Annotated in this window: 18 protein-coding genes and 1 pseudogene; 16 read left to right on the forward strand and 3 right to left on the reverse strand. The window is 72.5% G+C overall.

From position 1 onward, the window contains the following. Positions 1-355 precede the first annotated feature (355 nt). The 7 genes and pseudogenes from ssd to AC3EUV_RS08070 form a co-directional block, all read left to right on the forward strand. A complete protein-coding gene (gene ssd / locus AC3EUV_RS08040) occupies positions 356-1603 on the forward strand; it encodes a septum site-determining protein Ssd (RefSeq protein ID WP_435602515.1) in 1248 nt (415 codons plus the stop codon). Continuing rightward, positions 1600-2766: a TadA family conjugal transfer-associated ATPase gene (locus AC3EUV_RS08045; RefSeq protein WP_432140306.1), complete on the forward strand. Its 1167-nt coding sequence runs from the start codon at positions 1600-1602 to the stop codon at positions 2764-2766. The genes ssd and AC3EUV_RS08045 overlap by 4 nt, the downstream gene beginning before the upstream one ends. Beyond that, entirely contained in the window at positions 2763-3701 is a 939-nt protein-coding gene (locus AC3EUV_RS08050; RefSeq protein WP_435602516.1) for a type II secretion system F family protein, read from the forward strand. Before AC3EUV_RS08045 ends, AC3EUV_RS08050 begins: the two co-directional genes overlap by 4 nt. Continuing rightward, positions 3698-4540: a type II secretion system F family protein gene (locus AC3EUV_RS08055; RefSeq protein ID WP_435602517.1), complete on the forward strand. Its 843-nt coding sequence runs from the start codon at positions 3698-3700 to the stop codon at positions 4538-4540. The genes AC3EUV_RS08050 and AC3EUV_RS08055 overlap by 4 nt, the downstream gene beginning before the upstream one ends. Positions 4541-4677: 137 nt before the next feature. Further along, positions 4678-4869: a DUF4244 domain-containing protein gene (locus AC3EUV_RS08060; RefSeq protein ID WP_435602518.1), complete on the forward strand. Its 192-nt coding sequence runs from the start codon at positions 4678-4680 to the stop codon at positions 4867-4869. Further along, a complete protein-coding gene (locus AC3EUV_RS08065) occupies positions 4856-5251 on the forward strand; it encodes a TadE family type IV pilus minor pilin (RefSeq protein WP_432140302.1) in 396 nt (131 codons plus the stop codon). Before AC3EUV_RS08060 ends, AC3EUV_RS08065 begins: the two co-directional genes overlap by 14 nt. After that, positions 5226-5498, forward strand: a pseudogene (locus AC3EUV_RS08070) (Rv3654c family TadE-like protein); the annotation flags it as partial. The gene AC3EUV_RS08065 and the pseudogene AC3EUV_RS08070, both read left to right, overlap by 26 nt. A 228-nt stretch (positions 5499-5726) precedes the next feature. On the opposite strand, the gene AC3EUV_RS08075 reads toward AC3EUV_RS08070, so the two are convergent. Then, positions 5727-8171, reverse strand: coding sequence for a DEAD/DEAH box helicase (locus tag AC3EUV_RS08075; RefSeq protein WP_435602519.1), 2445 nt, complete (start codon positions 8169-8171; stop codon positions 5727-5729). An 81-nt stretch (positions 8172-8252) separates the two neighbouring features. On the opposite strand from AC3EUV_RS08075, the gene bldG reads away from it, so the two are divergent. From bldG to AC3EUV_RS08110, 7 genes are all read left to right on the forward strand, one after another. Next, positions 8253-8594, forward strand: coding sequence for an anti-sigma factor antagonist BldG (bldG, locus tag AC3EUV_RS08080; protein ID WP_018089983.1), 342 nt, complete (start codon positions 8253-8255; stop codon positions 8592-8594). 109 nt (positions 8595-8703) lie between these two features. After that, entirely contained in the window at positions 8704-9141 is a 438-nt protein-coding gene (locus tag AC3EUV_RS08085) for an ATP-binding protein (protein ID WP_432140300.1), read from the forward strand. A 954-nt stretch (positions 9142-10095) separates the two neighbouring features. Continuing rightward, on the forward strand, positions 10096-12501 hold the full coding sequence (locus AC3EUV_RS08090) for a sodium-translocating pyrophosphatase (protein WP_432140299.1): 2406 nt from the start codon (positions 10096-10098) through the stop codon (positions 12499-12501). 218 nt (positions 12502-12719) lie between these two features. After that, positions 12720-13304 carry a small secreted protein gene (locus AC3EUV_RS08095; protein WP_432140298.1) on the forward strand — a complete coding sequence of 195 codons (585 nt, stop codon included), beginning with the start codon at positions 12720-12722 and terminating at the stop codon, positions 13302-13304. Between the two features lie 130 nt (positions 13305-13434). Continuing rightward, positions 13435-14982, forward strand: a complete 1548-nt coding sequence (locus AC3EUV_RS08100; protein WP_432140463.1) for a DUF7059 domain-containing protein — start codon at positions 13435-13437, stop codon at positions 14980-14982. Positions 14983-15107: 125 nt separating this feature from the next. Next, positions 15108-15305 (forward strand): hypothetical protein, encoded by a 198-nt coding sequence (locus AC3EUV_RS08105; RefSeq protein ID WP_432140297.1) that lies wholly within the window; start codon positions 15108-15110, stop codon positions 15303-15305. 243 nt (positions 15306-15548) lie between these two features. Beyond that, on the forward strand, positions 15549-15953 hold the full coding sequence (locus tag AC3EUV_RS08110) for a hypothetical protein (protein ID WP_432140296.1): 405 nt from the start codon (positions 15549-15551) through the stop codon (positions 15951-15953). A 140-nt stretch (positions 15954-16093) separates the two neighbouring features. Here the strand turns inward: AC3EUV_RS08110 and AC3EUV_RS08115 are convergent, their stop codons facing one another. Next, positions 16094-16534, reverse strand: a complete 441-nt coding sequence (locus AC3EUV_RS08115; RefSeq protein ID WP_435602520.1) for a DUF2752 domain-containing protein — start codon at positions 16532-16534, stop codon at positions 16094-16096. Continuing rightward, on the reverse strand, positions 16531-17166 hold the full coding sequence (locus AC3EUV_RS08120) for a hypothetical protein (protein WP_435602521.1): 636 nt from the start codon (positions 17164-17166) through the stop codon (positions 16531-16533). The genes AC3EUV_RS08115 and AC3EUV_RS08120 overlap by 4 nt, the downstream gene beginning before the upstream one ends. 507 nt (positions 17167-17673) lie before the next feature. On the opposite strand from AC3EUV_RS08120, the gene topA reads away from it, so the two are divergent. Together topA and tmk are read left to right on the forward strand one after the other, a co-directional pair. Then, a complete protein-coding gene (topA, locus tag AC3EUV_RS08125; RefSeq protein WP_435602522.1) occupies positions 17674-20541 on the forward strand; it encodes a type I DNA topoisomerase in 2868 nt (955 codons plus the stop codon). 131 nt (positions 20542-20672) lie between these two features. Then, positions 20673-24053 (forward strand): dTMP kinase, encoded by a 3381-nt coding sequence (gene tmk / locus AC3EUV_RS08130; protein WP_435602523.1) that lies wholly within the window; start codon positions 20673-20675, stop codon positions 24051-24053. Positions 24054-24184 lie beyond the last annotated feature (131 nt).

Consider the following 24184-nt stretch of genomic DNA (forward strand, 5'->3'; position numbering starts at 1 on the left):
CCGTGGGGACGACCCCCGCTCTCCCCCCCGGCGGGGGTCGTCGCATGTCCGGACGCATTTTCCGCCGTCGGACGCTGATCCGCACTTCTCCTTGCCTGCTCCGCCCCTGCGGCCTCTCCGCTTCCGGGTCATTACGCACCGTAGTCAGCGCACTGCTCTGCGGAAGGAAGGCTCTCTTGAGCCCCAGAAGTAGCCGCCCGTCGCTGGAATAGGTGACAGGGATATTCACAGCCCCGGAGTTGTCCACAATTTTGGGTCAAGATCCCCAAGATTTTCCCGATCGGTGCAGCGTAAAAGTCCGCGAGTTCGCGGATGCGCGAGTTGTGTAGCGATAGGGGGACGGAACGTGGCCGGAATGACGCCATCGGAAGGGCCGGTCCATACCGGCGAGGAGCGGGGCGGGCCGCTGATCATCACCGAGGACGAAAGACTCCTCGACGATCTTCTGCGGCTGTGTGCGGCGGCCGGGGCGCTGCCCGAAGTGGCGCACGGCCTGCCGGCCCGTAAAGGGGACTGGGAAGCGCCGTCTCTGGTGATCGTCGGCGCTGACTGCGCGCCCCGGATGCGTGGGGCCGCACGCCGGGAGGGCGTCATTCTCACGGGGCAGGACGCGGACGATCCGGCCGTCCTGCGGCTGGCCGTCGCCCTCGGCGCCGAGCGGGTGCTGGCCCTCCCCGACGGCGAGCGCTGGCTGGCGGACCGGATCGCCGACGCGGTCGAGGGCGTCGGGCCGTCGGCCTTGACGGTCGGCGTCATCGGCGGCTGCGGCGGCGCCGGAGCGAGCACCCTGGCCGGCGCGCTGGCCGTCACCGCGGCCCGTACGGGACGGCGCACGCTGCTCGTCGACGGAGACCCGCTGGGCGGTGGGCTGGACGTCCTGCTGGGCGGCGAGAAGGAAAAGGGCCTGCGCTGGCCCGCGTTCGCCGAATCACGGGGCCGGGTCGCCTGCGGTGCCCTGGCCGAGTCGCTGCCCCGGCTCCACTCGTTCCGGGTCCTCAGCTGGGACCGGGGCTCCGATGTCAGCATCCCGCCCCCGGCCATGCGTGCGGTGATGGCCGCGGCGCGGCGGCGGGGCGGTGTCGTGGTGGTGGACCTGCCACGCAGGGTCGACGCAGCCGTGATGGAGGCCCTGGCCCAGGTGGACATGGGCCTGCTGCTCGTCCCTACGGAGCTGCGCGCGGTCGCGGCGGCGCAGCGGGTGGCCGCCGGGGTGCAGAAGGTGCTCGGCGATCTGCGCGTGGTGGCGCGCGGGGCGCCCGGACGTCATGGACACGGTTTGCCGCCGGACGAGATCGCCCGTCTCATGGAGCTGCCCTTGGCCGGTGAAGTGCCCTGGGAGGCCGGTTTATTGGCCGATCTGTCGCGGGGAGTGCCGCCGGGGGCGCAGGCGCGCGGACCGCTGGCGAGGTTCTGCACGGCGTTCTGGGAGCGGCTGACGGAGAGCGGGGGCGACGGCGGCTCGGGGTCCGCTCTGGGGACGGGTCCGGGCGGCGGCCCGCCCGGTGGTCCGGAGTGGAGCACGGAGCGTGGGGCCGGCGCGAAGAGGTCTGCGGTCGCCCCGGTGGCTTCCCGTGCGGTCGGCCCGGGCGGAGGCCGGGTATGAGCCACGGACCGGATCTGCTGGAGGTGGTGCGCCGGAGGCTCGCCGAGGCCGGGGCGGAGCCGACGCCCGCCCGGGTGGCCGTGGCCTTGCGCGAGCAGGGGCGGCTGCTGGGCGACGCCGAAGTGCTGGGCGTGGTGGCCGCGTTGCGGTCCGAGATGGTGGGCAGCGGGCCGCTGGAACCGCTGCTGGCTGCGCCCGATGTCACGGACGTCCTGGTCACCGCGCCGGACGAGGTGTGGGTGGACCGCGGTGGCGGCCTGGAGCGTACGGACGTCCGCTTCCGGGACGCGGCGCAGGTGCGCGGACTCGCCCAGCGGCTGGCGGCGGTGGCCGGCCGGCGGCTCGACGATGCCCGGCCATGGGTGGACGCCCGCCTCCCGGACGGCACCCGGCTGCATGCCGTGCTGCCCCCGGTGGCCGTCGGCGGCACCTGTCTGTCCCTGCGGGTACTGCGGCCGCGGGCCTTCAGCCTCGCGGAGCTGGTGGCGGCCGGCACGGTCCCGCCGGGCGGCGACCGCCTGCTCCGGGCGCTGCTGGCGGCCCGGCTGTCTTTCCTGATCAGCGGCGGTACGGGCAGCGGCAAGACCACTCTGCTCAGCACGCTGCTCGGCTTGGTGGGCCCCGCCGAGCGGATCGTCCTGGCCGAGGACTCGGCGGAGCTGCGGCCGGACCATCCCCATGTGGTGCGGCTGGAGAGCCGGCCGGCCAACCAGGAGGGCGTCGGCCGGGTGACGCTGCGGGACCTCGTACGGCAGGCGCTGCGGATGCGCCCGGACCGTCTGGTGGTCGGGGAGGTGCGCGGTGCCGAGGTGACGGACCTGCTGGCGGCTCTGAATACGGGCCATGAGGGCGGCTGCGGCACGGTCCATGCCAACGCCGCCTGCGATGTGCCTGCGCGCCTGGAGGCCCTCGGTTCGACCGCGGGCCTGGACCGTGCCGCGCTGCACAGCCAGCTGGCGGCCGCGCTCTCGGTCGTGCTGCATCTCGTACGCGACCGGAACGGGCGGCGCCGGATCGCCGAGGTCCATGTCCTGGAGCGGGACCGCGAGGGCTTTGTGGTGACCGTGCCAGCCGCTGTCTGGGGCCCGGCCGGCTTCCAAGAAGGGCGCGGATGGGAGCGGTTGCGGGAGCTGTGTGAGCGGGGCGGGGGTGTGTCCGGATGACGGTGGCCGGGGTGGCGCTGGTGGTCGCGGTGCTCTGCGCGGGCGCCGCCCTCCGGTCGGCCGGTGGCCGGCCGGACGACGTACGGCGGCGGGCCCGGGCGCTGCTCGGCGGGAGCGGAGCAGCGGACCCGGAAGGGGGATGGGCGGCCCGGTTACGCGGCGAGGGCGTGCGGAAGTGGTGCGCGGGGCGGCTGGTCGAGGGGGACGCGGGGCGCCGCTGGCGGCTCGGCCGCTGGGGGAACATCGGGCAGGAGATCTGGTGTCTGCCGGCGGGGCTGGCGCTGGGGGTGCTCGGCGAATCCGTGGTCCCGGTGGCCGCATCCGTCGTCGCGGTGTTCCTCGTCCGCCGGTGGCTGGTCACCCGTGGCGCGGGGCGGGTGCGCGACGAGCGGGCCGCCGCGGTGATCGGGTTGTGCGCGGCCGTGGCGGGGGATCTGCGGGCCGGGCGGCAGCCCGCGCAGGCCCTGCTCGCCGCGGGGACGCCGGGACTCGGAGCGGCGGGCTCGGCGGTGCTGGCGGCCGCGCGGTACGGCGGGGACGTCCCCCAGGCGCTGCGGGTGGCGGCGCGGCAGCCGGGAGCCGCGGGGCTGACCGGTATGGCCGCGTGCTGGCAGGTGGCCGTGGAGGGCGGCGCGGGGTTGGCCTCGGGGCTGGAGCGGATCGCGGCCGGGCTCAGGGCACAGCGGGATCAACGCGATGAGCTGCGCGCCCAGTTGGCCGGGCCACGAGCCACCGCGCTGATGCTCGCCCTGCTGCCGGCGGCCGGGCTCCTGATGGGCAGCGCACTGGGCGCCGATCCACTGCGGGTGCTGCTGCACACCCCGGCCGGATGGGGCTGCCTGGTGGTCGGGGGGCTCCTGGAGTGGGGCGGGGTGGCCTGGACGGCCCGGATCATCGCGGTCGCGGAAGGCGCGCGGGGAGGGGATTCGGTGTGAGTGTGGAAGTTGTCCACAGGGTGGGGATGGCGGTCACCGCCATGGTTGCGGTGTGGTGCGCCCTGGCGCTGGTGCGGGAGGCGCGCGCCGGACACGCCGTACGGAGACGGCTCTCGGCGGTGTGGGCCGGCGGACCGGACCGGAGCGGCAGGGACGGGCCCGGGACCGAACCGTCCGTCCGCAACCGGTGGCGGCGGCGCACAGCCACAGTGAGGAACAGCGCGCCACGGAACGGCCGACCACTGGACTGGGCCGGGCCCCTGGGGGCGGCCGGACTCGCGTTCCTCCTCATCGGTGGCATGCCGGGAGTCCTGGTGGGACTGGCCGTGGGCTACGGGGCGCATCGTCACCTGGTCCGGCAACGGGGCGCGGAGGAGGTTCGGTCGGCGGCCGCGGAGGTACGGGCCGAGCTGGCGCCGGCCGGCGATCTGCTGGCGGCCTGCCTCGCGGCCGGGGCCGGACCACGGGAATCGGCCGAGGCGGTGGGCCGGTCGCTCGACGGGCCGGTCGCCGAACGGCTGCGCCAGGTGGCGGCGGAACTGCGCCTCGGCGGCGAACCGGCGGTCGTATGGCCACGGTTGGCCGCGCTCCCCGGCGCCGAAGGGCTGGCGCGTTGTATGGAGCGCGCCGGGATATCCGGGGCACCGGCCGTCGAGTCCGCGTCCCGGATCGCCGCCGAACTCCGGGCGGAGCAGGCCCGGACGGCGACTGCACAGGCCCGACGGGCCGGGGTGCTGGTCACCCTGCCGCTATCGGCGTGCTTCCTGCCGGCGTTCCTGACGCTCGGGGTGGTACCCGTGCTGATCGGCCTGGCAGACGGCCTGCTGGGAGGCAACTGAGCGGCGGGGGTGCTGCGTTCGCGGGACGGTGCGGCGATCGCGAAGTCACTCATCAGAAAAAGCCATTCACCAGAAGTCATGGATCAGAGGCCCTCCCTAGGGGCCGTTCAAAGGGGGTTCGAATGTTTCGGGGCGGAATGTTGCGACGGTGGTGGGCGCGGCTGCGCGCGATCGGGGGCGACGACCGGGGGATGACCACGGCGGAGTACGCCGTCGGGACGCTCGCGGCGTGTGCCCTGGCCGCGGTGCTCTACAAGGTCGTGACGAGCGGACCGGTCCAGGCGTTGCTGCGGTCGACGCTCGAGAGGGCGATCAATGTGCAGTTCTGACGGCGGCGCCCCGGGCCTGCGGGCCCGGGGCGTCCCGCGGACTCGCGACGCCGGATTCGTGACGGCGGAGACGGCCGTGGTCATACCCGTCCTGGTGGCGGTGGTGGCGGCGCTCATCTGGGGGCTGATGGCGGTCTGCGCCCGTATCGAGTGCGTGGACGCGGCGCGGGCCGGGGCGCGTGCCGCGGCGCGGTCGGAACCACGGGCGGCGGTGATCTCGGCGGCCCGGAGCGCGGCTCCACGGGGCGCGCGGATCTCGCTGGCACGGGAGGGCGCTCTGGTGCGCGTACGGGTCGCTGCCGGGCTGCCTGGTGTGTGGCGGCTGACGGCGCAGGTCACGGGGGAGGCGGTGGCTCTTGCGGAGGAGACGGTACGGCGATGAGGGCTCGGCGACGGTCTGGACGGTCTTCGCCGCGGCGGCGCTCTGCGCGGTCTTTGTGGCCCTGATCGGCGTGGGCCAGGCCGTCACGGCGCGGCACCGGGCGGGTGGCGCCGCGGACCTGGCGGCGCTGGCCGCCGCGGATCACGCCCTTCAGGGCCCGGCCGTGGCCTGTGCGGCGGCCCGCCGGGTGGCGGCCGCGCAGCACACCCGCCTGGTGCGCTGCGCGGTGACCGGGCAGATCGCCGATGTCTCGGCCGAGGCGGGCAGCCGCCCGTTCACCTCCCGGGTACGGGCTCGGGCCGGGCCACCTGGGCACGGCGGCCCGGAGCGGCCCCGAACCGAACCGGCCCCGGCCACCACGGTCCGCGCCCGGGCCACACCGGCGCCCCAGTTACGTCCTGCTGTGCCGGCGCCCCGGTTACGTGTCACCGCCGTGCCGGCACCCCGGCGACGCCCCGCCACGGCGCCACCCCACCTACGCCCCCTCCCGCGCCCCCCGCAGCAGCTCGCCCAGCAACCGGATGGCTCCTCGCTTGTGGAGCGGGTCGTTGCCGTTGCCGCACTTGGGCGACTGGATGCAGGAAGGGCAGCCGGCCTCGCATTCGCAGGAGGCGATGGCGTGGCGGGTGGCGGTGAGCCAGTCGGCGGCCGTGTGGAAGGCGCGCTCGGCGAATCCGGCGCCGCCCGGGTGGCCGTCGTAGACGAAGACGGTCGGCAGGAGGGTGTCCGGGTGGAGCGGCACGGAGACGCCGCCGATGTCCCAGCGGTCGCAGGTGGCGAAGAGCGGCAGCATGCCGATGGAGGCGTGCTCCGCGGCGTGCAGGGCGCCGCCCAGCTGCTCGGGATTGACGCGGGCGGCGTCGAGTTGGTCCTCGGTGACCGTCCACCACACCGCGCGGGTGCGCAGCGTACGGGGCGGCAGATCGAGCTTGGTCTCGCCCAGGACCTCGCCGGTGATCAGCTTGCGGCGCAGGAAGGAGACGACCTGGTTGGTGACCTCGACGGAACCGAAACACAGCCGGGCGTCGCCCCAGGGGATCTCGGTGTCGGTCTCGAGAATGGCGATCGCGGTGGTGTCCCGGGCGGTCGTGGAATAGGGCGGGCTGGCCTCCTCGACGAGCGCCACGTCGTCGGCGAGGTCGAGCTGCTGCACGACGTAGGTACGGCCCTGGTGGAGGTGCACCGCGCCGTCGTGGACGGTGGTGTGCGCGGCGGCGGCGTCCACGGTGCCCAGCAGCCGCCCGGTGCCGGCCTCCACGATCTGCACCGGCGAGCCGCCCTGCCCGCGGATGTCGGTGAGGTCGGCGGCGCGCTCGCGGCGCGTCCAGTGCCAGGCTTTGGCCCGTCGGCGCAGCAGGCTCGCGGCCTCCAGCTGCGGCATCAGCCCGCCGGCCGCGGGCCCGAAGAGCGGGAAGTCGGATTCGGTGAGCGGGAGTTCGGCGGCGGCCGCGCACAGGTGCGGGGCGAGCACGTAGGGGTTGTCGGGGTCCAGGACGGTGGACTCGACGGGCTGGTCGAAGAGCGCCTCGGGATGGTGGACGAGATAGGTGTCCAGCGGGTCGTCGCGGGCCACGAGCACGGCGAGCGCGCCCTGCCCGGAGCGGCCCGCCCGCCCGGCCTGCTGCCACAAGGACGCCCGGGTCCCCGGATATCCGGCGATGACCACGGCATCCAGACCGGAGACGTCCACGCCCAGTTCGAGCGCGGTGGTGGCGGCCAGACCGAGCAGCTCACCGCTGTGCAGGGCGCGTTCCAGGGCGCGGCGTTCCTCGGGCAGATAGCCGCCCCGGTAGGCGGCGACCCGGCCGGGCAGCGAGCGGTCCACCTCCGCGAGCCGTTCCTGGGCGATGAGGGCGATCAGTTCGGCGCCGCGTCGGGAGCGGACGAAGGCGACGGTGCGGACGCCCTGGACGGCGAGGTCGGTGAGCAGATCCGCGCTCTCGGCGGTGGCGGTCCGGCGGACCGGGGCGCCCTGCTCGCCGTGGAGTTCGGTCAGCGGCGGTTCCCACAGCGCGAAGACCAACTCGCCGCGCGGCGAGGTGTCCTCGGTGATTTCCACTACGGGCAGTCCGGTGAGCCGGGTCGCGGCCCGGCCCGGTTCCGCGGCCGTGGCGGAGGCGAGCAGAAAGACCGGCTCGGAGCCGTAACGGGCGCAGATACGGCGCAGTCGGCGGACGACCTGCGCGACATGGGAGCCGAAGACGCCGCGGTAGCTGTGGCATTCATCGATGACGACATAGCGCAGCGCCCGCAGGAAGGAGGACCAGCGGGGGTGCGACGGCAGGATGCCGCGATGCAGCATGTCGGGGTTGGTCAGGACGTAGTTGCCGTATTGGCGGACCCATTCGCGCTCCTCGACGGGGGTGTCGCCGTCGTAGACCGCTGGCCGGACCGCCGGGCCCAGTGGGGCGGCCAGCTCGCGCACGGCGCGCCGCTGATCGGCTGCCAGCGCCTTCGTGGGGGCCAGATACAGGGCCGTGGCCCCTCTCCCGTTCGGGGCCTCGGAGCCGTCCAGGAGCGTGGAGAGGACCGGCGTCAGATACGCCAGGGACTTCCCCGAGGCGGTGCCGGTGGCGACGACGACCGATTCGCCGCGCAGTGCGTGTTCGGACGTCCGTGCCTGGTGGGCCCAGGGACGATCGATTCCGGCCGCCCGGATGGCATCGGTCACTTCCGGTCGGATCTGTTCCGGCCAGTCGGCATGGCTGCCGATGCGCGGGGGCAAGTGCTCCGTATGAGTGATGCGCGCAGCGCGGGTCGCGCCCCGGGCGAGACGTTCGAGAATCATGCCTGGGGACGGACGTGCGCCCGCATCCGGCGGGAGTGGATTGGAGGCCATCGGCACCGAGTGTGTCACCGGAGTGACGGACAATGCTGAAAGGGCGTCGTGCACGCCCGCCGGTAAGTGATTGAATGCCATGGCGGCTGCCAGATCCGCCCCTACCTTCGGTGGGGAGGCCCCAGGGGGGCGACCGCTCGATAGCAAGGTGCTGGAGGATCCGTGGACCTGTCCCTGTCGACCCGGACCGTTGGCGACCGTACGGTCGTCGAGGTCGGTGGCGAGATTGATGTATACACCGCGCCCAAGCTGCGGGAGCAGCTGGTCGAGCTTGTGAACGACGGAAGCTACCACCTCGTGGTGGACATGGAACGTGTCGACTTCCTGGACTCCACTGGGCTCGGCGTGCTGGTCGGCGGGCTCAAGCGGGTGCGTGCCCATGAGGGCTCGCTGCGCCTGGTCTGCAACCAGGAGCGCATTCTCAAGATCTTCCGTATCACCGGACTGACCAAGGTGTTCCCGATTCACACCTCGGTCGAGGAAGCCGTCTCGGCGACTGACTGACGGTTTTGCCGGTCCCCCGCGCCACCAGGCGCGGGGGAGGAAGAAGTGGGGGGTACCGGACGGAGGTCCGGCCCCCTGCGTCGCACGCCCGCATATCGAGGGGGATGGCATGGCCACCGTCGAACTTCGCTTCAGCGCCCTTCCCGAGCATGTCCGCACCGCGCGTCTGGTCGCGGCTGCTGTGGCACGGCGCGCGGGAGTGGACGAGGCCGTGCTGGACGAGGTGCGGCTCGCCGTCGGTGAGGCGTGCAGCCGGGCCGTGGGCCTGCACGAGAGCCATGACATCGCCGCGCCCGTGCGGGTCCTGCTGATCGAGGACGAGAAGAAGTTCTCGATCGAGGTGGGCGACGGGGTGACCGGCGACTCCGGTACGGCGCGGGGCGGGGATGAGGCCGAGAGCGTCGCGGAGGGCGATGCCGAGGGCGAGGACGAAATGGGCCTTGCCGTGATCAGCGGGCTGGTCGACGATGTCGAGGTGACCGCCGGCAAGGACGGCGGGCTGATCCGCATGACCTGGCCCACCACGACGACCGCGGCCCTGCCATAGGGCTTGGGCGGCCCGGTCCGCGGGAGGTCTCCGAGCCGCGCTGTCCGTAGGTGACGAGGCACGAGCCGTTACGTCCGCAGTCCGCAGTCCGCAGTTCATCCACGCGCCGACGCCCCGAGGGCGAGACGGCGGCTGTGGCGGGCTCGCTCACGAGGGCGGTGTCCCCGTCGCCACGAGATCGCCGGAGAGGCGCCCAGACGGCCTTCTGTCGCGCTCTGACCCATGATGCCGCCGGGGCCTCATGAATGCCTCCGGTTCTCATGAAGGCCCCCGGCCCTCTGAATGCCGCCCGGTCCTCTGCCGTCCCCTTATGGCTCCGGCCCGGTGCGGGCTCTGCCCCGTACGCCTGAGGTCCCGGGGCGCTGCCGACCCCGCGCCAGCCCCGGACCGCCCCCCGACACACCCCCGGACCGCCCCCGCCGCCCCGCAGCCCCCGCCACAGTCTCCCGCGTGCGGCCCGCCCTGCCTCGGCTCTCCCCGCCCCGCCCTGGCCCTCCCCGCCCCGGCCCTCCCCTCCCCGCCCTCCGCTCCCGTCTCATGCGTTGCGATCCGGACTCGATCTGACGGCTCTTCATGGGGTGCCGGGGAGGGGGTCGCGCGGGTCGGGTCACCCGTTCGGCCGTAGCCGGGTGGATCAATTCTCTCCGGTGTCACGCGGACCTCAATCGGCCCAGTCGCCGAGGCCGCGTCTTTGAGCAGCGGCGATCAGTGGGCGATCCGCAAGCGATCAGTACGACAGAGAGATCATCGGGCAGTGGTCAGCGAATTCGCGGCTTTCCTTCGTCCGGGCGAATTCCGTACCGCGTCGGCCTTTTGATCTTCGCCGCTACCGGCGAATTCCCTTTGACGCGCACTGTTTTGATCAACCGCGGCTCCCTACAATCCGTCCACATCTTGCTCAGGACGCCTGAGCGTGCTTCCGCGCGCCCATGTGCCAAACGTCAAGGAGGACGAATGGCGGGGCCTTACACCCCTCAGTTGCTTGACACCCCCACTTTTCTGGCCGGGCCGTCACTCACGGCGGGCAACCGCGGCATCGTGCTGGTGATCGCCGTGGTCGCCCTGGCGGCGCTGGCTGTCGCGGCGGTGCTGGTCCGCCAAGTGCTCGCGGCCGGTGAGGGAACCGACAGTATGAAGAAGATCGCGGCGGCCGTGCAGGAAGGTGCAAATGCCTACCTGGCCCGGCAGTTGCGGACCCTCGGTGTATTCGCCGTCGTGGTGTTCTTCCTGCTCATGCTGCTGCCTGCGGACAATTGGACGCAGCGCGCCGGACGCAGCGCCTTCTTCTTGATCGGCGCCGGATTCTCGGCGGCCACCGGCTATATCGGCATGTGGCTCGCCGTACGCAGCAATGTGCGCGTTGCGGCGGCCGCCCGGGAAGCCACTCCGGCCGAGGGTGAAACCCGGGAAAAGGATCTTACGGCCGTTTCGCACAAGGCGATGAAGATCGCTTTCCGTACCGGTGGCGTCGTCGGAATGTTCACCGTGGGGCTGGGCCTGCTCGGTGCCTCCTGCGTGGTGCTCGTGTACGCGGTCGACGCGCCCAAGGTGCTGGAGGGCTTCGGTCTCGGCGCCGCGCTGATCGCGATGTTCATGAGGGTCGGCGGCGGCATCTTCACCAAGGCCGCGGACGTCGGCGCCGACCTCGTCGGGAAGGTCGAGCAGGGCATCCCCGAGGACGACCCGCGCAACGCCGCGACCATCGCGGACAACGTGGGCGACAACGTCGGTGACTGCGCCGGTATGGCCGCCGACCTCTTCGAGTCGTACGCGGTGACCCTGGTCGCCGCGCTCATCCTGGGCATGGCGGCCTTCGGCGACGCCGGGCTCGCCTTCCCGCTGCTGGTCCCGGCCATCGGTGTGCTCACCGCGATGATCGGCATCTTCGTGGTCGCGCCCCGGCGCAGTGACCGCAGCGGCATGACGGCCATCAACCGCGGCTTCTTCATCTCCGCGGGTATCTCGCTGGTTCTGGTGGCCGCCGCGGTGTTCACCTACCTGCCGTCCAGCTACCAGGGCCTGAAGGGCGTCACCGACGTCGAGATCCTGAGCACCAGCGGCGACCCGCGGATGCTGGCGCTGGTGGCGGTCGCCATCGGCATCGTGCTGGCCGCGCTGATCCAGCAGCTGACCGGCTACTTCACCGAGACCACCCGGCGGCCCGTGCGGGACATCGGGAAGACCTCGCTGACCGGTCCGGCCACGGTCATCCTCTCCGGTATCTCGATCGGTCTGGAGTCGGCCGTCTACTCGGCGGTGCTGATCGGGCTGGCCGTCTACGGAGCGTTCCTGCTGGGCGGCGCCTCGATCATGCTGGCGCTGTTCGCGGTGGCGCTGGCCGGCACCGGCCTGCTGACCACTGTCGGCGTGATCGTGGCGATGGACACCTTCGGCCCGGTCTCCGACAACGCGCAGGGCATCGCCGAGATGTCCGGTGATGTCACCGGTGACGGCGCGCAGGTGCTGACCGACCTGGACGCGGTCGGCAACACGACCAAGGCCATCACCAAGGGCATCGCCATCGCGACGGCCGTACTGGCCGCGGCCGCGCTCTTCGGCTCGTACCGGGACGCGATCGCCACCGCCGTACAGGGCGTCGGCAGCGCCGCCACCGGCATGGGGCTCAGCCTGGACATCTCGCAGCCCAACAACCTCGTCGGGCTGGTCCTCGGCGCCTCGGTCGTCTTCCTGTTCTCCGGGCTGGCGATCAACGCGGTGTCGCGCTCTGCGGGAGCGGTGGTCTTCGAGGTGCGCCGGCAGTTCCGGGAGCACCCCGGGATCATGGACTACAGCGAGAAGCCCGAGTACGGGCGGGTCGTGGACATCTGCACCAAGGACGCGCTGCGTGAGCTGGCCACTCCCGGGCTGCTGGCCGTGCTCACCCCGATCGCGGTCGGCTTCTCGCTCGGCGTCGGCGCGCTCGGCTCGTTCCTGGCGGGTGCGATCGGCACCGGCACCCTGATGGCGGTCTTTCTCGCCAACTCCGGTGGCGCGTGGGACAACGCCAAGAAGCTGGTCGAGGACGGGCACCACGGCGGCAAGGGCAGCGAGGCGCATGCCGCGACGGTCATCGGTGACACGGTCGGTGACCCGTTCAAGGACACCGCGGGCCCGGCCATCAACCCGCTGCTGAAGGTCATGAACCTGGTGGCGCTGCTGATCGCCCCCGCGGTGGTCAAGTTCTCCTACGGCCAGGACAAGAGCACCGGCGTCCGGCTCGTGGTCGCGCTGCTGGCGATCGCCGTCATCGTCGGCGCGGTCTACGTCTCGAAGCGGCGCGGAATCGCCGTGGGTGACGAAGACAACTCCGAAGATCCGGAAAGCATCGCCAAGTCGGCCAAGACGGCGGTGGCGTCCTAGCCGCCGAGGAGTACCAACAGGGCGCGCGGACCGCTCAACTGGGCGGGTGGACGGCGTTTTTTGCAGACGCCGGCCACCCGCCTTCCGCTTGCCCGGGTGGCCCTGCGGTCCTTGGTGCAAATGGCTGCAATGAGGGCAGGGCGGGATGCCCGACCGGTGGGCCAGGCCGTTTCGGCGTGTATGTTCCGGGGCCGAGAGCCATGGAAGGGACCAATCCGGTGAACAAGAAGCTTGTGGCTGCACTGTCCGGCGGTGCCGCACTGGTGCTCGCGCTGACCGGTTGCAGCGACGACAGCAACAAGAAGCTCAATGACTGGGCGAAGAGTTTCTGCGACCCTGCGCAGGCCCAGTTCAAGAAGATCCAGGATGCCAACGGCGCCATGCAGACGGCCGACAACGGCAGCACGGACTCCAAGAAGGTCCAGCAGACCGACTCTGCCGCCTTCCAGAAGATTTCCGGCGCCTACGCCTCGCTGGCCAAGTCCCTGGAGAAGGCCGGGCCCCCGCCGACCGACCAGGGCAAGCAGGCCCAGCAGAACGCCGTCAAGGAGCTCAACTCGCTGTCCAAGGGCTACGCGGACCTCCAGAAGCAGGTCGACAGCCTCGACACCTCGGACAAGCTGAAGTTCGCGGACGGTCTGCGCGACCTGTCCAGCGGCATCAACAAGCTCAACAAGCAGAGCGAGGCCGCCTTCAAGAACCTGGAGGCCGGTGAGGTCGGCACGGCGATGGCCGCCCAGAAGGGCTGTCAGAACCCCGCCGCGTCCGGTTCCCCGGCGCCGACACAGTCCAAGAAGTCGTAGCGGGCACGGGAGTCGGACGGGCCGGGCAGCCGCGGTGGCCGCGGACCGGCAACGGCTCGGACGGCCCGGCGACGCGCCCGGAGCGGGCGTGGCGCCGGGCCGTCGCCGTTTGTCAGTGGCAGGGCCGACAATGGTGGGCGTGAGTACGCACCTCCCCACCGCAGATGCCCAGGACCCCGAGAGCAACGCCCGTACCGCCCGGCTGCGCGAGGCGCTGCTGGCCGCCGCCTTCACCGCCGACGGGCTGCTGGAGCTGCTCGGCGCACCCGCCTATGCCGCGCTGGCCCGCAGCGAGACCGTCCCCGCCCTGCGGGCGACGCGCGGTGACAGCCCGCTGGAGACCCTGGTGCGGCTGTTCCTGCTCCAGCGCCCGGTGGAGCGGCGGCGCGCGCAGGCCGCGCTGCCGGTCGCGGACTGTCTCGCCGACGGCTGGCTGGTGGAGGACGGCGACGAGCTGCGCGCCAGTGTGGACGTGCGGCCGTACGGCGGCCCCGAGGGGCAGGACTGGTGGATCGTCTCCGACCTGGGCTGTGCGGTCGGCGGGGCCGGCGGTATCCGGGGCGTCGGGGAGGCGGACCGCGCGGAGCTGGTGCTCGGCGTCGGCGGGGCGTCCACGACCCTGGCCGGGATCACCGTGCGCCGCCCGGTCGGCAGGGCGCTCGACCTCGGCACCGGCTCCGGCATCCAGGCGCTGCACGCCGCCCAGTACGCCACCCGCGTCACGGCCACCGACCTCAACCCCCGGGCGCTGCGGATCACCGCGCTGACGCTGGCGCTCTCCGGGGCGGAGGCGGCGGACCTGCGGGAGGGCTCGCTGTTTGAGCCGGTCGGTGACGAGACGTACGACCTGATCGTGTCCAACCCGCCGTTCGTGATCTCCCCCGGCGCCCGACTCACCTACCGGGACGGCGGCATGGGCGGCGACGACCTCTGCCGGACGCTGGTCCAGCAGTCCGCCGCGTATCTCAACGACGGCGGCTACTGCCAGCTGCTGGCCAATTGGCAGCATGTGGCCGGCGAGGAGTGGCAGGACCGGCTGCGGTCCTGGGTGCCGCGTGGCTGTGATGCCTGGATCGTGCAGCGCGAGGTGCAGGACATCACCCAGTACGCCGAGCTGTGGCTGCGCGACGCGGGCGACCACCGGGCGGGCGAGGAGGAATACGCCGCGCGCTACGACGCCTGGCTCGACGAGTTCGAGGCGCGCGGGACCAAGGCCATCGGCTTCGGCTGGATCACGCTGCGCAAGTCCGGTTCGGAGACCTCCTCCGTCACCGTCGAGGAATGGCCGCATCCGGTCGAGCAGCCGCTGGGGGAGGCGGTCGTGGCGCACTTCGACCGCCAGGACTATCTGCGGACCACGGACGACGCGGCGCTGCTGGCCGGCCACTTCAGGCTCGCCGACGAGGTGGTCCAGGAGCAGGTCGGGCTGCCCGGGGCGGAGGACCCGGAGCATGTGGTGCTGCGTCAGAACCGCGGTATGCGGCGCGCCACGAAGGTCGACACGGTCGGCGCGGGCTTCGCCGGGGTGTGTGACGGCACCCTGCCTGCCGGGCGGATTCTGGACGCCATTGCCCAACTCGTCGGCGAGGACCCGGTCCTGCTGCGGGACCGTACCCCGGCCTCGATCCGGATGCTGGTCGAGCAGGGGTTCCTGGAGCCGGTGGCCGTGCACGGCTGACGCGGGTGGCTGACGTGGACGGCTGATACGGGCGGCTGATGCGGACGGGGGAGCGGCGGGCGACATACCGGCGTCGTTCATCCGGCGTTCGCCGGGATGCCGCCCCGGGGTGCCACGCTGCCCGCATGGAGAGTGGACCCGAGGCATTCGCCGGTGTGGCGTTCGCGCTGTTCGGCGCCGGACTTCTGGTGTGGACGGGCGTGTGCGCGCGGACCGGTTCCCCGGTCGCCGAAGGTGTCAGCCGTCCGGTCGCCGCGGTGACGGCGCTGCTGTCCGGGGTGGTGTTCCTGGCCACCGGCTGTTGGCTGCTGATGGCGTTGTAGCCGCCCGCGCTGCCCATCGCCCCATCCCCCGTCGGCCTGCCGCCCGCCGTTTCGGCACCCTCGTGGCGGGACCGTCCTCAACTGCCGCCGGAAGGCGTTCCGTTCACTTCCGGCCAGTTCTGTCATAAATGGCCGGTGTGTGCCGGTACGCGGGAACTTTTCGGTGCCATCGGGGCATCTCCCTCAGTGAAGGTCACCAACAGGCCGGTCGGCCCCTGGGCCGGCCCCTCGGGGAGGAACCCAATGAACCGTGCACTCCGCTTCGCCACCGTCGGCGTCATCGCCGTCTCCCTGCTCGCCGGCGGCTCCGCCGCGGCCTTCGCCGCACCGCAGGACCTGCACACGTCCGCGCCGACCGTGGCCACCGCTCCGGCCGCCGCCAGCCTGACGGCCAAGGCCAGCGTGACCACGGTCAAGGCCTGGGAGCAGTTCCGGATCACCGGCGTCGCCAAGGGCATCAAGGCCGGCACCAAGCTCACCGTCCAGCAGAAGCAGGGCACGAAGTGGGTCTCGCTGCCCGCGCAGACGCCGGTCAACTCCAGCGGTGCGTACGCGGTGCGGGTCAAGCTCGGCATCAAGGGCGTCAACCAGCTCCGCATGGCCACCGGCAGCACCGTCTCGCCGGTGGTCACGGTCACCGTGCGCTGAGGCGCTGACGGGTTGAGGTGCTGACGCGTCGAGGCACTGACGCGTCGAGGTGCTGACGCCCTGACACGACGCACGGGCGCCTGACGGTCCGGCCGCGGTCCGGACCGTCAGGCCGCCCTGTGGCGTGTCACCTTCGAGCCTCAGCCGACGAGATTGCGGGCGAGCATCCATACGGCGGCGATGCCGAGCACCACGGCGTTGCCGCGGCCCGACAGCCGGGGCCGGTACACCCGGCCGCGGAGGCCGGCGACCAGCCAGCGCCCGACGGCGTAGGCCACCACCGGCCCGCCCAGCGTGAGCAGCACGGCGTTGTCGTGGAAGGCCGTCACCACCTCGCCGTGCATCAGGTCATACGCCATCCGGGTCCCGCCGCACAGCGGGCACAGCAGCCCGGTGGCCCATTTGAAGGGGCAGGGGATCAGCAGCTGCCCCGGCTGGTGCGGATTTGTGTGCCAGAGATAGACGGCGGCCGCCGCGCCGATGCCGAGCGTGACCGCGGCCCGGCGGAGGGTGCGCGTCCGGACCGCCGTCCCGGAGGGGCCCACGGGTTCGGCGGGGCCCCAGGACTCCCCGGTGCTCACACGCTCAGCGAGCGGGCGTAGTTGACCTGGTTGAGCACGAACATCACCTGCTCGCGGGACTGCACCGGGATCATCGTGGAGTGGTGCCGGCCGCCGCTGTTCACCGTGACCTGTACGAACCCGGTCGTCACCCGCTCCTTCATCATGAGGAAGAGCAGCCCGAGCAGGCAGAAGAGGAAGAAGACGATGGCGAGGACGACCGCATGTGCCGGAATCTTCTCCTCCGTCCGCGACATATCGGTCGCCGTCCACACCGCGCCCCGGAGCGGCATCGGCCCGGCCGGCGTCATGACCGTGTCGCCGGTCACCGCGATATCGCCGAGCGACAGCGCCATCCCGCCGGGCTGGGCCCCGGGCTGGAAGCCGCCGGGCGCCGGCTGCGGCGGCACACCCGGCGGGAATCCGGGCGGCTGCGCCGGCTGGGCGGCGTCCTGCGGAAAGCCGTAACCAGGCTGCGGCTGCGGCGGCGCGGGCGGCTGGGGATAGCCGTATCCGGGCTCCCCGGGACGGCCGCCCTGCGGATAGCCGTAACCGGGGTCGGCGGGCCGGCCGCTCTCCGGCGTGGCGTAAGGGTTCTGACCGGGCTGGCCGGGCGGCTGTTCCGGAGGCGGTCCGGGGTGCTGGTTGGCCATGGGTGGTGTTCCCCCCGAGTGTGCGTGACGACGGCAGTACCCGGCTCGAACGGCGAGCCGTGCCGTGTCCATCCTGCCAGCCCGCTCACGTGCTGTATCAAGGCAATGACAGCATCCGGCGAAGCCTTGTGACAGTCGCCGGCCGGCGGACGGCGCGGTGTGCGGCCCCGGGCGGGCGAGGAACTGTCGGGGGTCCGTCACTGTGTGGAATCACCGAAGGTGCCGGGGCTGCGGCGCGCGGGGAACGGCCGGCGTGGACACCGGGGAACAGAACGGCCCCGTCATGATCCATAGGGCCGTCCCCGGGGCCCGTGGCGGGCGCCTGATGCGGTCCGGGCGGCATGAAGGCATGTAGTCGGGTTACCGTTCGAGTGGCGTTGCGGGGTTTTTCCGTTTGACACGGGGCCGGGAGGTACCGTCACACTCCGCAGCGTCAAGCGTCACCGCAGTGCGTCCCGGCGTCCGGCCGGGGAGCAGTCCCAGCGTCGACCGGAGAGAAGAGCGAAGTTGTCCCCGACCAGCGAGACCACAGACGGCGGCGGCCGCCGACTCGTCATCGTCGAGTCGCCTGCCAAGGCGAAGACGATCAAGGGCTACCTCGGCCCTGGCTACGTGGTCGAGGCCAGCGTCGGACACATCCGCGACCTGCCGAACGGCGCCGCAGAGGTCCCGGCGAAGTACAAGGGCGAGCCCTGGGCCCGCCTCGGCGTGAATGTCGACGCCGAGTTCCAGCCGATCTACGTCGTCAACAGTGACAAGAAGGACCAGGTCAAGAAGCTCAAGGAGCTGCTGGCCGAGTCCGATGAGCTCTATCTCGCCACAGATGAGGACCGCGAGGGCGAGGCCATCGCCTGGCACCTCCAGGAGATCCTCAAGCCCAAGGTCCCCGTCCACCGGATGGTCTTCCACGAGATCACCAAGGACGCGATCCGCGAGGCCGTGGCCAATCCGCGCGATCTGAACCAGAAGCTGGTCGACGCCCAGGAGACCCGCCGTATCCTCGACCGCCTCTACGGCTACGAGGTCTCGCCGGTCCTGTGGAAGAAGGTCATGCCGCGGCTGTCGGCCGGCCGGGTGCAGTCCGTCGCGACCCGTCTCGTCGTCGAGCGGGAGCGCGAGCGCATCGCCTTCCGCTCCGCCGAGTACTGGGACCTGACCGGCACCTTCGCCACCGGCCGGGCCGGGGACGCCAGCGACCCCTCGACGCTGACCGCGCGGCTGAACACCGTCGACGGCCGCCGTATCGCCCAGGGCCGTGACTTCGGTTCCAACGGGCAGCTCAAGAACGATGTGCTCCATCTGGACGAGGCGAACGCCCGCGCGCTCGCCGCCGCCCTGGAGAACACCGACTTCGCGGTGCGCTCGGTCGAGTCCAAGCCCTACCGCCGCTCCCCGTACGCCCCGTTCCGTACGACCACCCTCCAGCAGGAGGCCAGCCGCAAGCTCGGCTTCGGCGCCAAGGCCACCATGCAGGTGGCGCAGAAGCTGTACGAGAACGGCTTCATCACCTATATGCGTACGGACTCCACCACGCTCTCGGACACCGCGGTCGCCGCGGCCCGGGCGCAGGTGACGCATCTGTACGGCGCGAACTACCTGCCGGACAAGCCGCGCACCTACGCCGGCAAGGTCAAGAACGCCCAGGAGGCGCACGAGGCGATCCGCCCGTCCGGCGACCGCTTCCGCACCCCGGCGGAGACGGGGCTGACCGGCGACCAGTTCAGGCTCTACGAGCTGATCTGGAAGCGGACCGTCGCCTCCCAGATGAAGGACGCGACCGGTAACTCCGTCACGGTCAAGATCGGTGGCCGAGCCAGCGACGGCCGGGACGCCGAGTTCAGCGCGTCCGGCAAGACCATCACCTTCCACGGCTTCCTGAAGGCCTACGTGGAGGGCGCCGACGACCCGAACGCCGAGCTCGACGACCGCGAGCGCCGGCTGCCGCAGGTCGCCGAGGGCGATGCGCTGGCCGCGCGGGAGATCACCGCCGACGGGCACGCCACCAAGCCGCCCGCCCGCTACACCGAGGCCACGCTGGTCAAGGAGCTGGAAGAGCGGGAGATCGGGCGACCGTCGACCTATGCGTCGATCATCGGCACGATCCTCGACCGCGGCTATGTCTTCAAGAAGGGCACCGCGCTCGTCCCCTCCTTCCTGTCGTTCGCGGTGGTCAACCTCCTGGAGAAGCACTTCGGCCGGCTGGTCGACTACAGCTTCACCGCCAAGATGGAGGACGACCTCGACCGCATCGCCCGTGGTGAGGCGCAGTCCGTGCCGTGGCTGCGGCGCTTCTACTTCGGCGAGGGCCACGGCGAGGGCGGTGCCGCGGACGCCGGCAACGGCGACGGCGACCACCTCGGCGGGCTCAAGGAGCTGGTCACCGACCTCGGCGCGATCGACGCCCGGGAGATCTCGTCCTTCCCGGTCAGCGACGACATCAAGCTGCGGGTCGGCCGCTACGGCCCGTATGTGGAGCGCGGCGAGAAGGACGCCGAGGGCCACCAGCGCGCCGACGTCCCCGACGACCTGGCGCCCGACGAGCTGACCGTGGACTACGCGGAGGAGCTGCTGGCCAAGCCGAGCGGCGACTTCGAGCTGGGGATGGACCCGGACAGCGGCCACCAGATCGTCGCCAAGGACGGCCGCTACGGCCCGTACGTCACCGAGATCCTGCCCGAGGGCACCCCGAAGACCGGCAAGAACGCGGTCAAGCCGCGTACCGCCTCGCTCTTCAAGTCGATGGCCCTGGACACGGTGACGCTGGCGGACGCGCTCAAGCTGATGTCGCTGCCGCGCGTCGTCGGCACCGATGCCGAGGGCGTGGAGATCACCGCGCAGAACGGCCGCTACGGCCCGTATCTGAAGAAGGGCACCGACTCGCGCTCCCTGGAGACCGAGGAGCAGCTCTTCTCGATCACCGTCGAGGAGGCGCTGGCGATCTACGCCCAGCCCAAGCAGCGCGGGCGGGCCGCCGCCAAGCCGCCGCTGAAGGAGCTGGGTACGGACCCGGTGAGCGGTAAGCCGGTGGTGGTCAAGGACGGCCGCTTCGGTGCGTATGTCACCGACGGCGAGACCAACGCGACGCTGCGGCGGGACGACGAGGTCGAGACGATCACCGCCGAGCGGGGCTACGAGCTGCTGGCGGAGAAGCGCGCCAAGGGGCCGGCGAAGAAGACCGCGAAGAAGGCGGCCAAGAAGGCGCCGGCCAAGAAGACGGCGGCCAAGAAGACCGCCGCGAAGAAGACGGTCGCCAAGAAGACGGCCGCCAAGAAGACCGCGGCGAAGAAGACGACCACGGCCAAGAAGACGACCGCCAAGAAGGCCACCGCGAAGACGGCGGCGGCAAAGAAGACGGCGGTGTCGGCCGAGGACTGAGGCCTCCGCCGGCCGGTCCCGGTCGGCGAAACCGCAGGACACGGGCGGGCAAGGCGGACACATTCCGTCGTGCCCGCCCATTTGTTCGGGCAGGCGCTCGACGCGCCGCACCGTATCGATAGGCTGGCGAGATGACGCGTGCCGAGCAGCCAACGGTCGTGACCCCCACTTCAGGCGCCCTAGCGGCGGATTCCCGCGAGCGCGCCGTGCGGGCCCTGCTCCGCTTCCCCCCACTGAAGCGACTGTGGAGCGCCCAATTTGTCGGGGGCATCGGCGATGCCCTGTCCATGCTTGTCCTCGTACTGCTCGCCCTACAGGCGGCGCTGTACGTCCCCCTGGGCGGCGAGGCCGCCTTCGGCGGCGGTTATCGGGGAGCCGCCCTCGCGGTCACCGTGGTCTTCGCGGCCCGGATGCTGGCGATGCTGCTCTTCGGAGCCGTCCTGCTGGGCCCGCTGTCCGCGCTCACCGCACCCGCCGGACCGCTGGACCGGCGCTGGACGATGATCGGCGCGGATGTGCTGCGGCTCGCGCTGCTGGTCATCGCCCCCCTCTGGATCGACTGGACGCCGGACAACGCACTGGCCTGGCTGCTGGTCACGGTCTTCGTCACCGGCGTCGCCGAACGCTTCTGGACCGTCGCACGGGAGAGCGCCGCACCCGGGCTGCTGCCCACCCCGCCCCCCGAGGGCGCCGCGGTCCGCCCGCTGCCCGACAACATGGACGCCCTGCGCCGCCTCTCGCTGCGCACCACCTTCGTCTCGCTGCCGGTCGCGGCCGCCGTCCTGGTGGTCGGCACGCTCGTCAGCAAGCTGCTGGGCACCGGTATCGACTGGTTCCGTCTGCACCAGGCCGCGCTCGGCTCCTATGTCGCCGCCGGGCTCTTCGCCGCCTCCGTATCGATCCTCTACTTCATCGAGTTCCCCGGTGTGCCGACGCCGCGGCCGCGCTCCCCCCTGGAGGGACTGCGCCGCCCCAAGGCCGCGGGCGCGGCCGCCGGGCAGCCCGCCCAGGGCGAGAAGGCGGACGGCGGCCCCGCCCGGCCGGCCGCCGACAAGGGCCGCACGGGCGCGATCCCGCTGCTGGTGACCGCCTGCGCCGCGGTGGCGGCGGCCCTCGCCGCGGCCGTCTCGCTCGCCGTCCTGCACGGCTACGACCTGAGCGGCGGCCCGGCCGCCTACGCGCTGCTGGTGCTCGCGCTGACCGGCGGTGCGGCCGTCGGCATCCGTGGCGCCCACCGGGTGCTGCCCACGCTCTCCCGGCGCCGGCTGCTCGCCCTCGCGGTGGCCGCCACCGGCCTCGCGCTGCTGGCCATGGGCCTGGTCCCGGACCAGACGACGGTGCTGGTCCTGGCCCTGCTGGCCGGCATCAGTGCCGGGATCGCGGCCAATACGGGGCATGTGCTGCTGGACCAGGAGTCCGAGGAATTCCGTGCCGCCCGTACGACCGAGCATCTGCATGCCGTCGTCCGGCTCTCCATCGCCGTGGCCGCCATCGTCGCGCCGCTTCTGGCGGCCGTCATCGGCCCGCACCACCTCGGCGACGGTGCCTTCAACTTCGCGTACGGCGGCGCCGCCTACACCCTGATGCTGGCCGGGGCGCTGTTGCTGCCGGTCGCCGCGCTGGTGCTCGGCAAGGCCGACGACCGGCAGGGCGTACCGCTGCGGAGCGATCTGTGGGAGGCGCTGCGCGGCGGCGAACCGGCGCAGGCGCCCGCCCCCACCGGTTTCTTCATCGCCCTGGAAGGCGGCGACGGCGCCGGTAAGTCCACTCAGGTCGAGGCGCTCGCGGAGTGGATCCGCGGCAAGGGCCACGAGGTCGTGGTGACCCGCGAGCCGGGCGCCACCGCCATCGGCAAGCGGCTGCGCTCGATCATCCTGGACGTCTCGACGTCCGGGCTCTCGGACCGTGCCGAGGCGCTGATGTTCGCCGCCGACCGGGCCGAGCACGTCAACAGCGTCATCCGGCCGGCCCTGGAGCGCGGTGCGGTCGTCATCACCGACCGGTACATCGACTCCTCCGTCGCCTACCAGGGCGCCGGGCGCAACCTCGCCCCCACGGAGATCGCCCGGATCTCGCGCTGGGCCACCGACGGCCTGGTGCCGCATCTGACGGTGCTGCTCGACATCTCCCCGGAGACCGCGCGGGAACGCTTCACCGAGGCACCGGACCGGCTGGAGTCCGAGCCCGCCGCCTTCCACGAGCGGGTACGGTCCGGCTTCCTCACACTGGCCGCCGCCGACCCCGCGCGCTACCTGGTCGTCGACGCCGGCCAGGAGCCGGAAGCCGTCACCACCGTCGTACGGCACCGCCTCGACCAGGTGCTCCCGCTGTCCGAGACCGAGCTCCAGGCGCAGGCCGAGGCCCGTAAGGCCGCCGAGGAAGCGGCCCGCCGCAAGGCCGAGGAGGAAGCGGCGCGCAAGGCGGAGGAGCAGCGCCTGGAGCGCGAGCGCCAGGAGCAGCTGGCCAAGCTGCGCGCCGAGGAGGAAGAGCGCAAGCGCAGCGAGGCCGAGGAGGCCCGGGCGCGCGAGGAGGCCCGCCAGGCCGAGGAGGCCCGTCAGCGCGCCGAGGAGGCCCGGCAGGCCGCGGAGGCGGAGCGGGCGCGCCGCGAGGCGGAGGAACGGGCCCGCCAGGCCGAGCAGGAGCGGCTGCGCAAGCAGCACGAGGAAGAGGCGCGGCTGCGCAAGGAGGCCGAGGAGCGCCGCCTGGAGAAGCAGCGCAAGGCCGAGGCGGCCCTGGTGCGTGCCGAGGAGGCGCGGAAGGCGGCCGCCGAGGCGGCTGCGGCGGCGGAGGCCAGGGCCGCGGCCGAGGCGGCGGAGGCGGCCGACGCGCCCACGGCGGAGACCTACGTCGCGGACCTGCGGAAGCGGCTGGGGGGCACGCCCGACGAGGGCTCCGCGTCCGGTTCCGGCTCGGACAGCGAGCGGACCGAGGAGTCCCTGCCGCGGCCCGGAACGCCGGGCGACGCGCCCTCCCGTGCGGCGGACGAGACGGCGGTGCTGCCCTCGGTGCGGGACACCCAGAACCCCTGGCACGGCCTGGACACCGGCGGGGACGCGGAGCAGACCTCCGTACTGCCGCCCGTACGCGATGCGGAGGAGACCTCCGTGCTGCCGCCCGTACGGGACGCCGAGGAGACCGCCGTACTGCCGCCCGTTCGGGACGACGAGGCGCGCGGCGAGCATGGGCGGAGCGGTGACCCCGCCGACCGGGTGCCGCCGTGGATGTTCCGCAAGGAGGCGCCGGACGCGGCGGCCGGGAGGAACGGCGCGGCGTCCGCCCCCGCGGAGTCGCGCGCCGAGCGCACCCGCGAACTCCCGCAGATCGACCCGGCGACGGGCCACCCCGTCGAGATCCCGCAGCGCGCCCGCCGCCGCCCCGAATGGGCGGAGGAGACCCCGCTGGATGATCTGCCCACGCTCGCCGACGAGCTGCTGGGCCCGCGCGGGGACGAGGACGCGGACGACGGCAGGGGCGAGAACGGCCGTCGCGGCGGCCAGGGACGGCGCGGCTAGCCGGCCGGGACGCCCCCGTACGAATGGCCGTGGCCGCAGCTTCCCCGCTGCGCCCACGGCCGTTTTCCGCAGTTTTCCGCTTCCGGAGAGCGCCGTCCGGCCGCCCGGCGCCGGCTTCCGGATTCGTTTGT

This window comes from Streptomyces sp. bgisy130 (assembly GCF_057708345.1).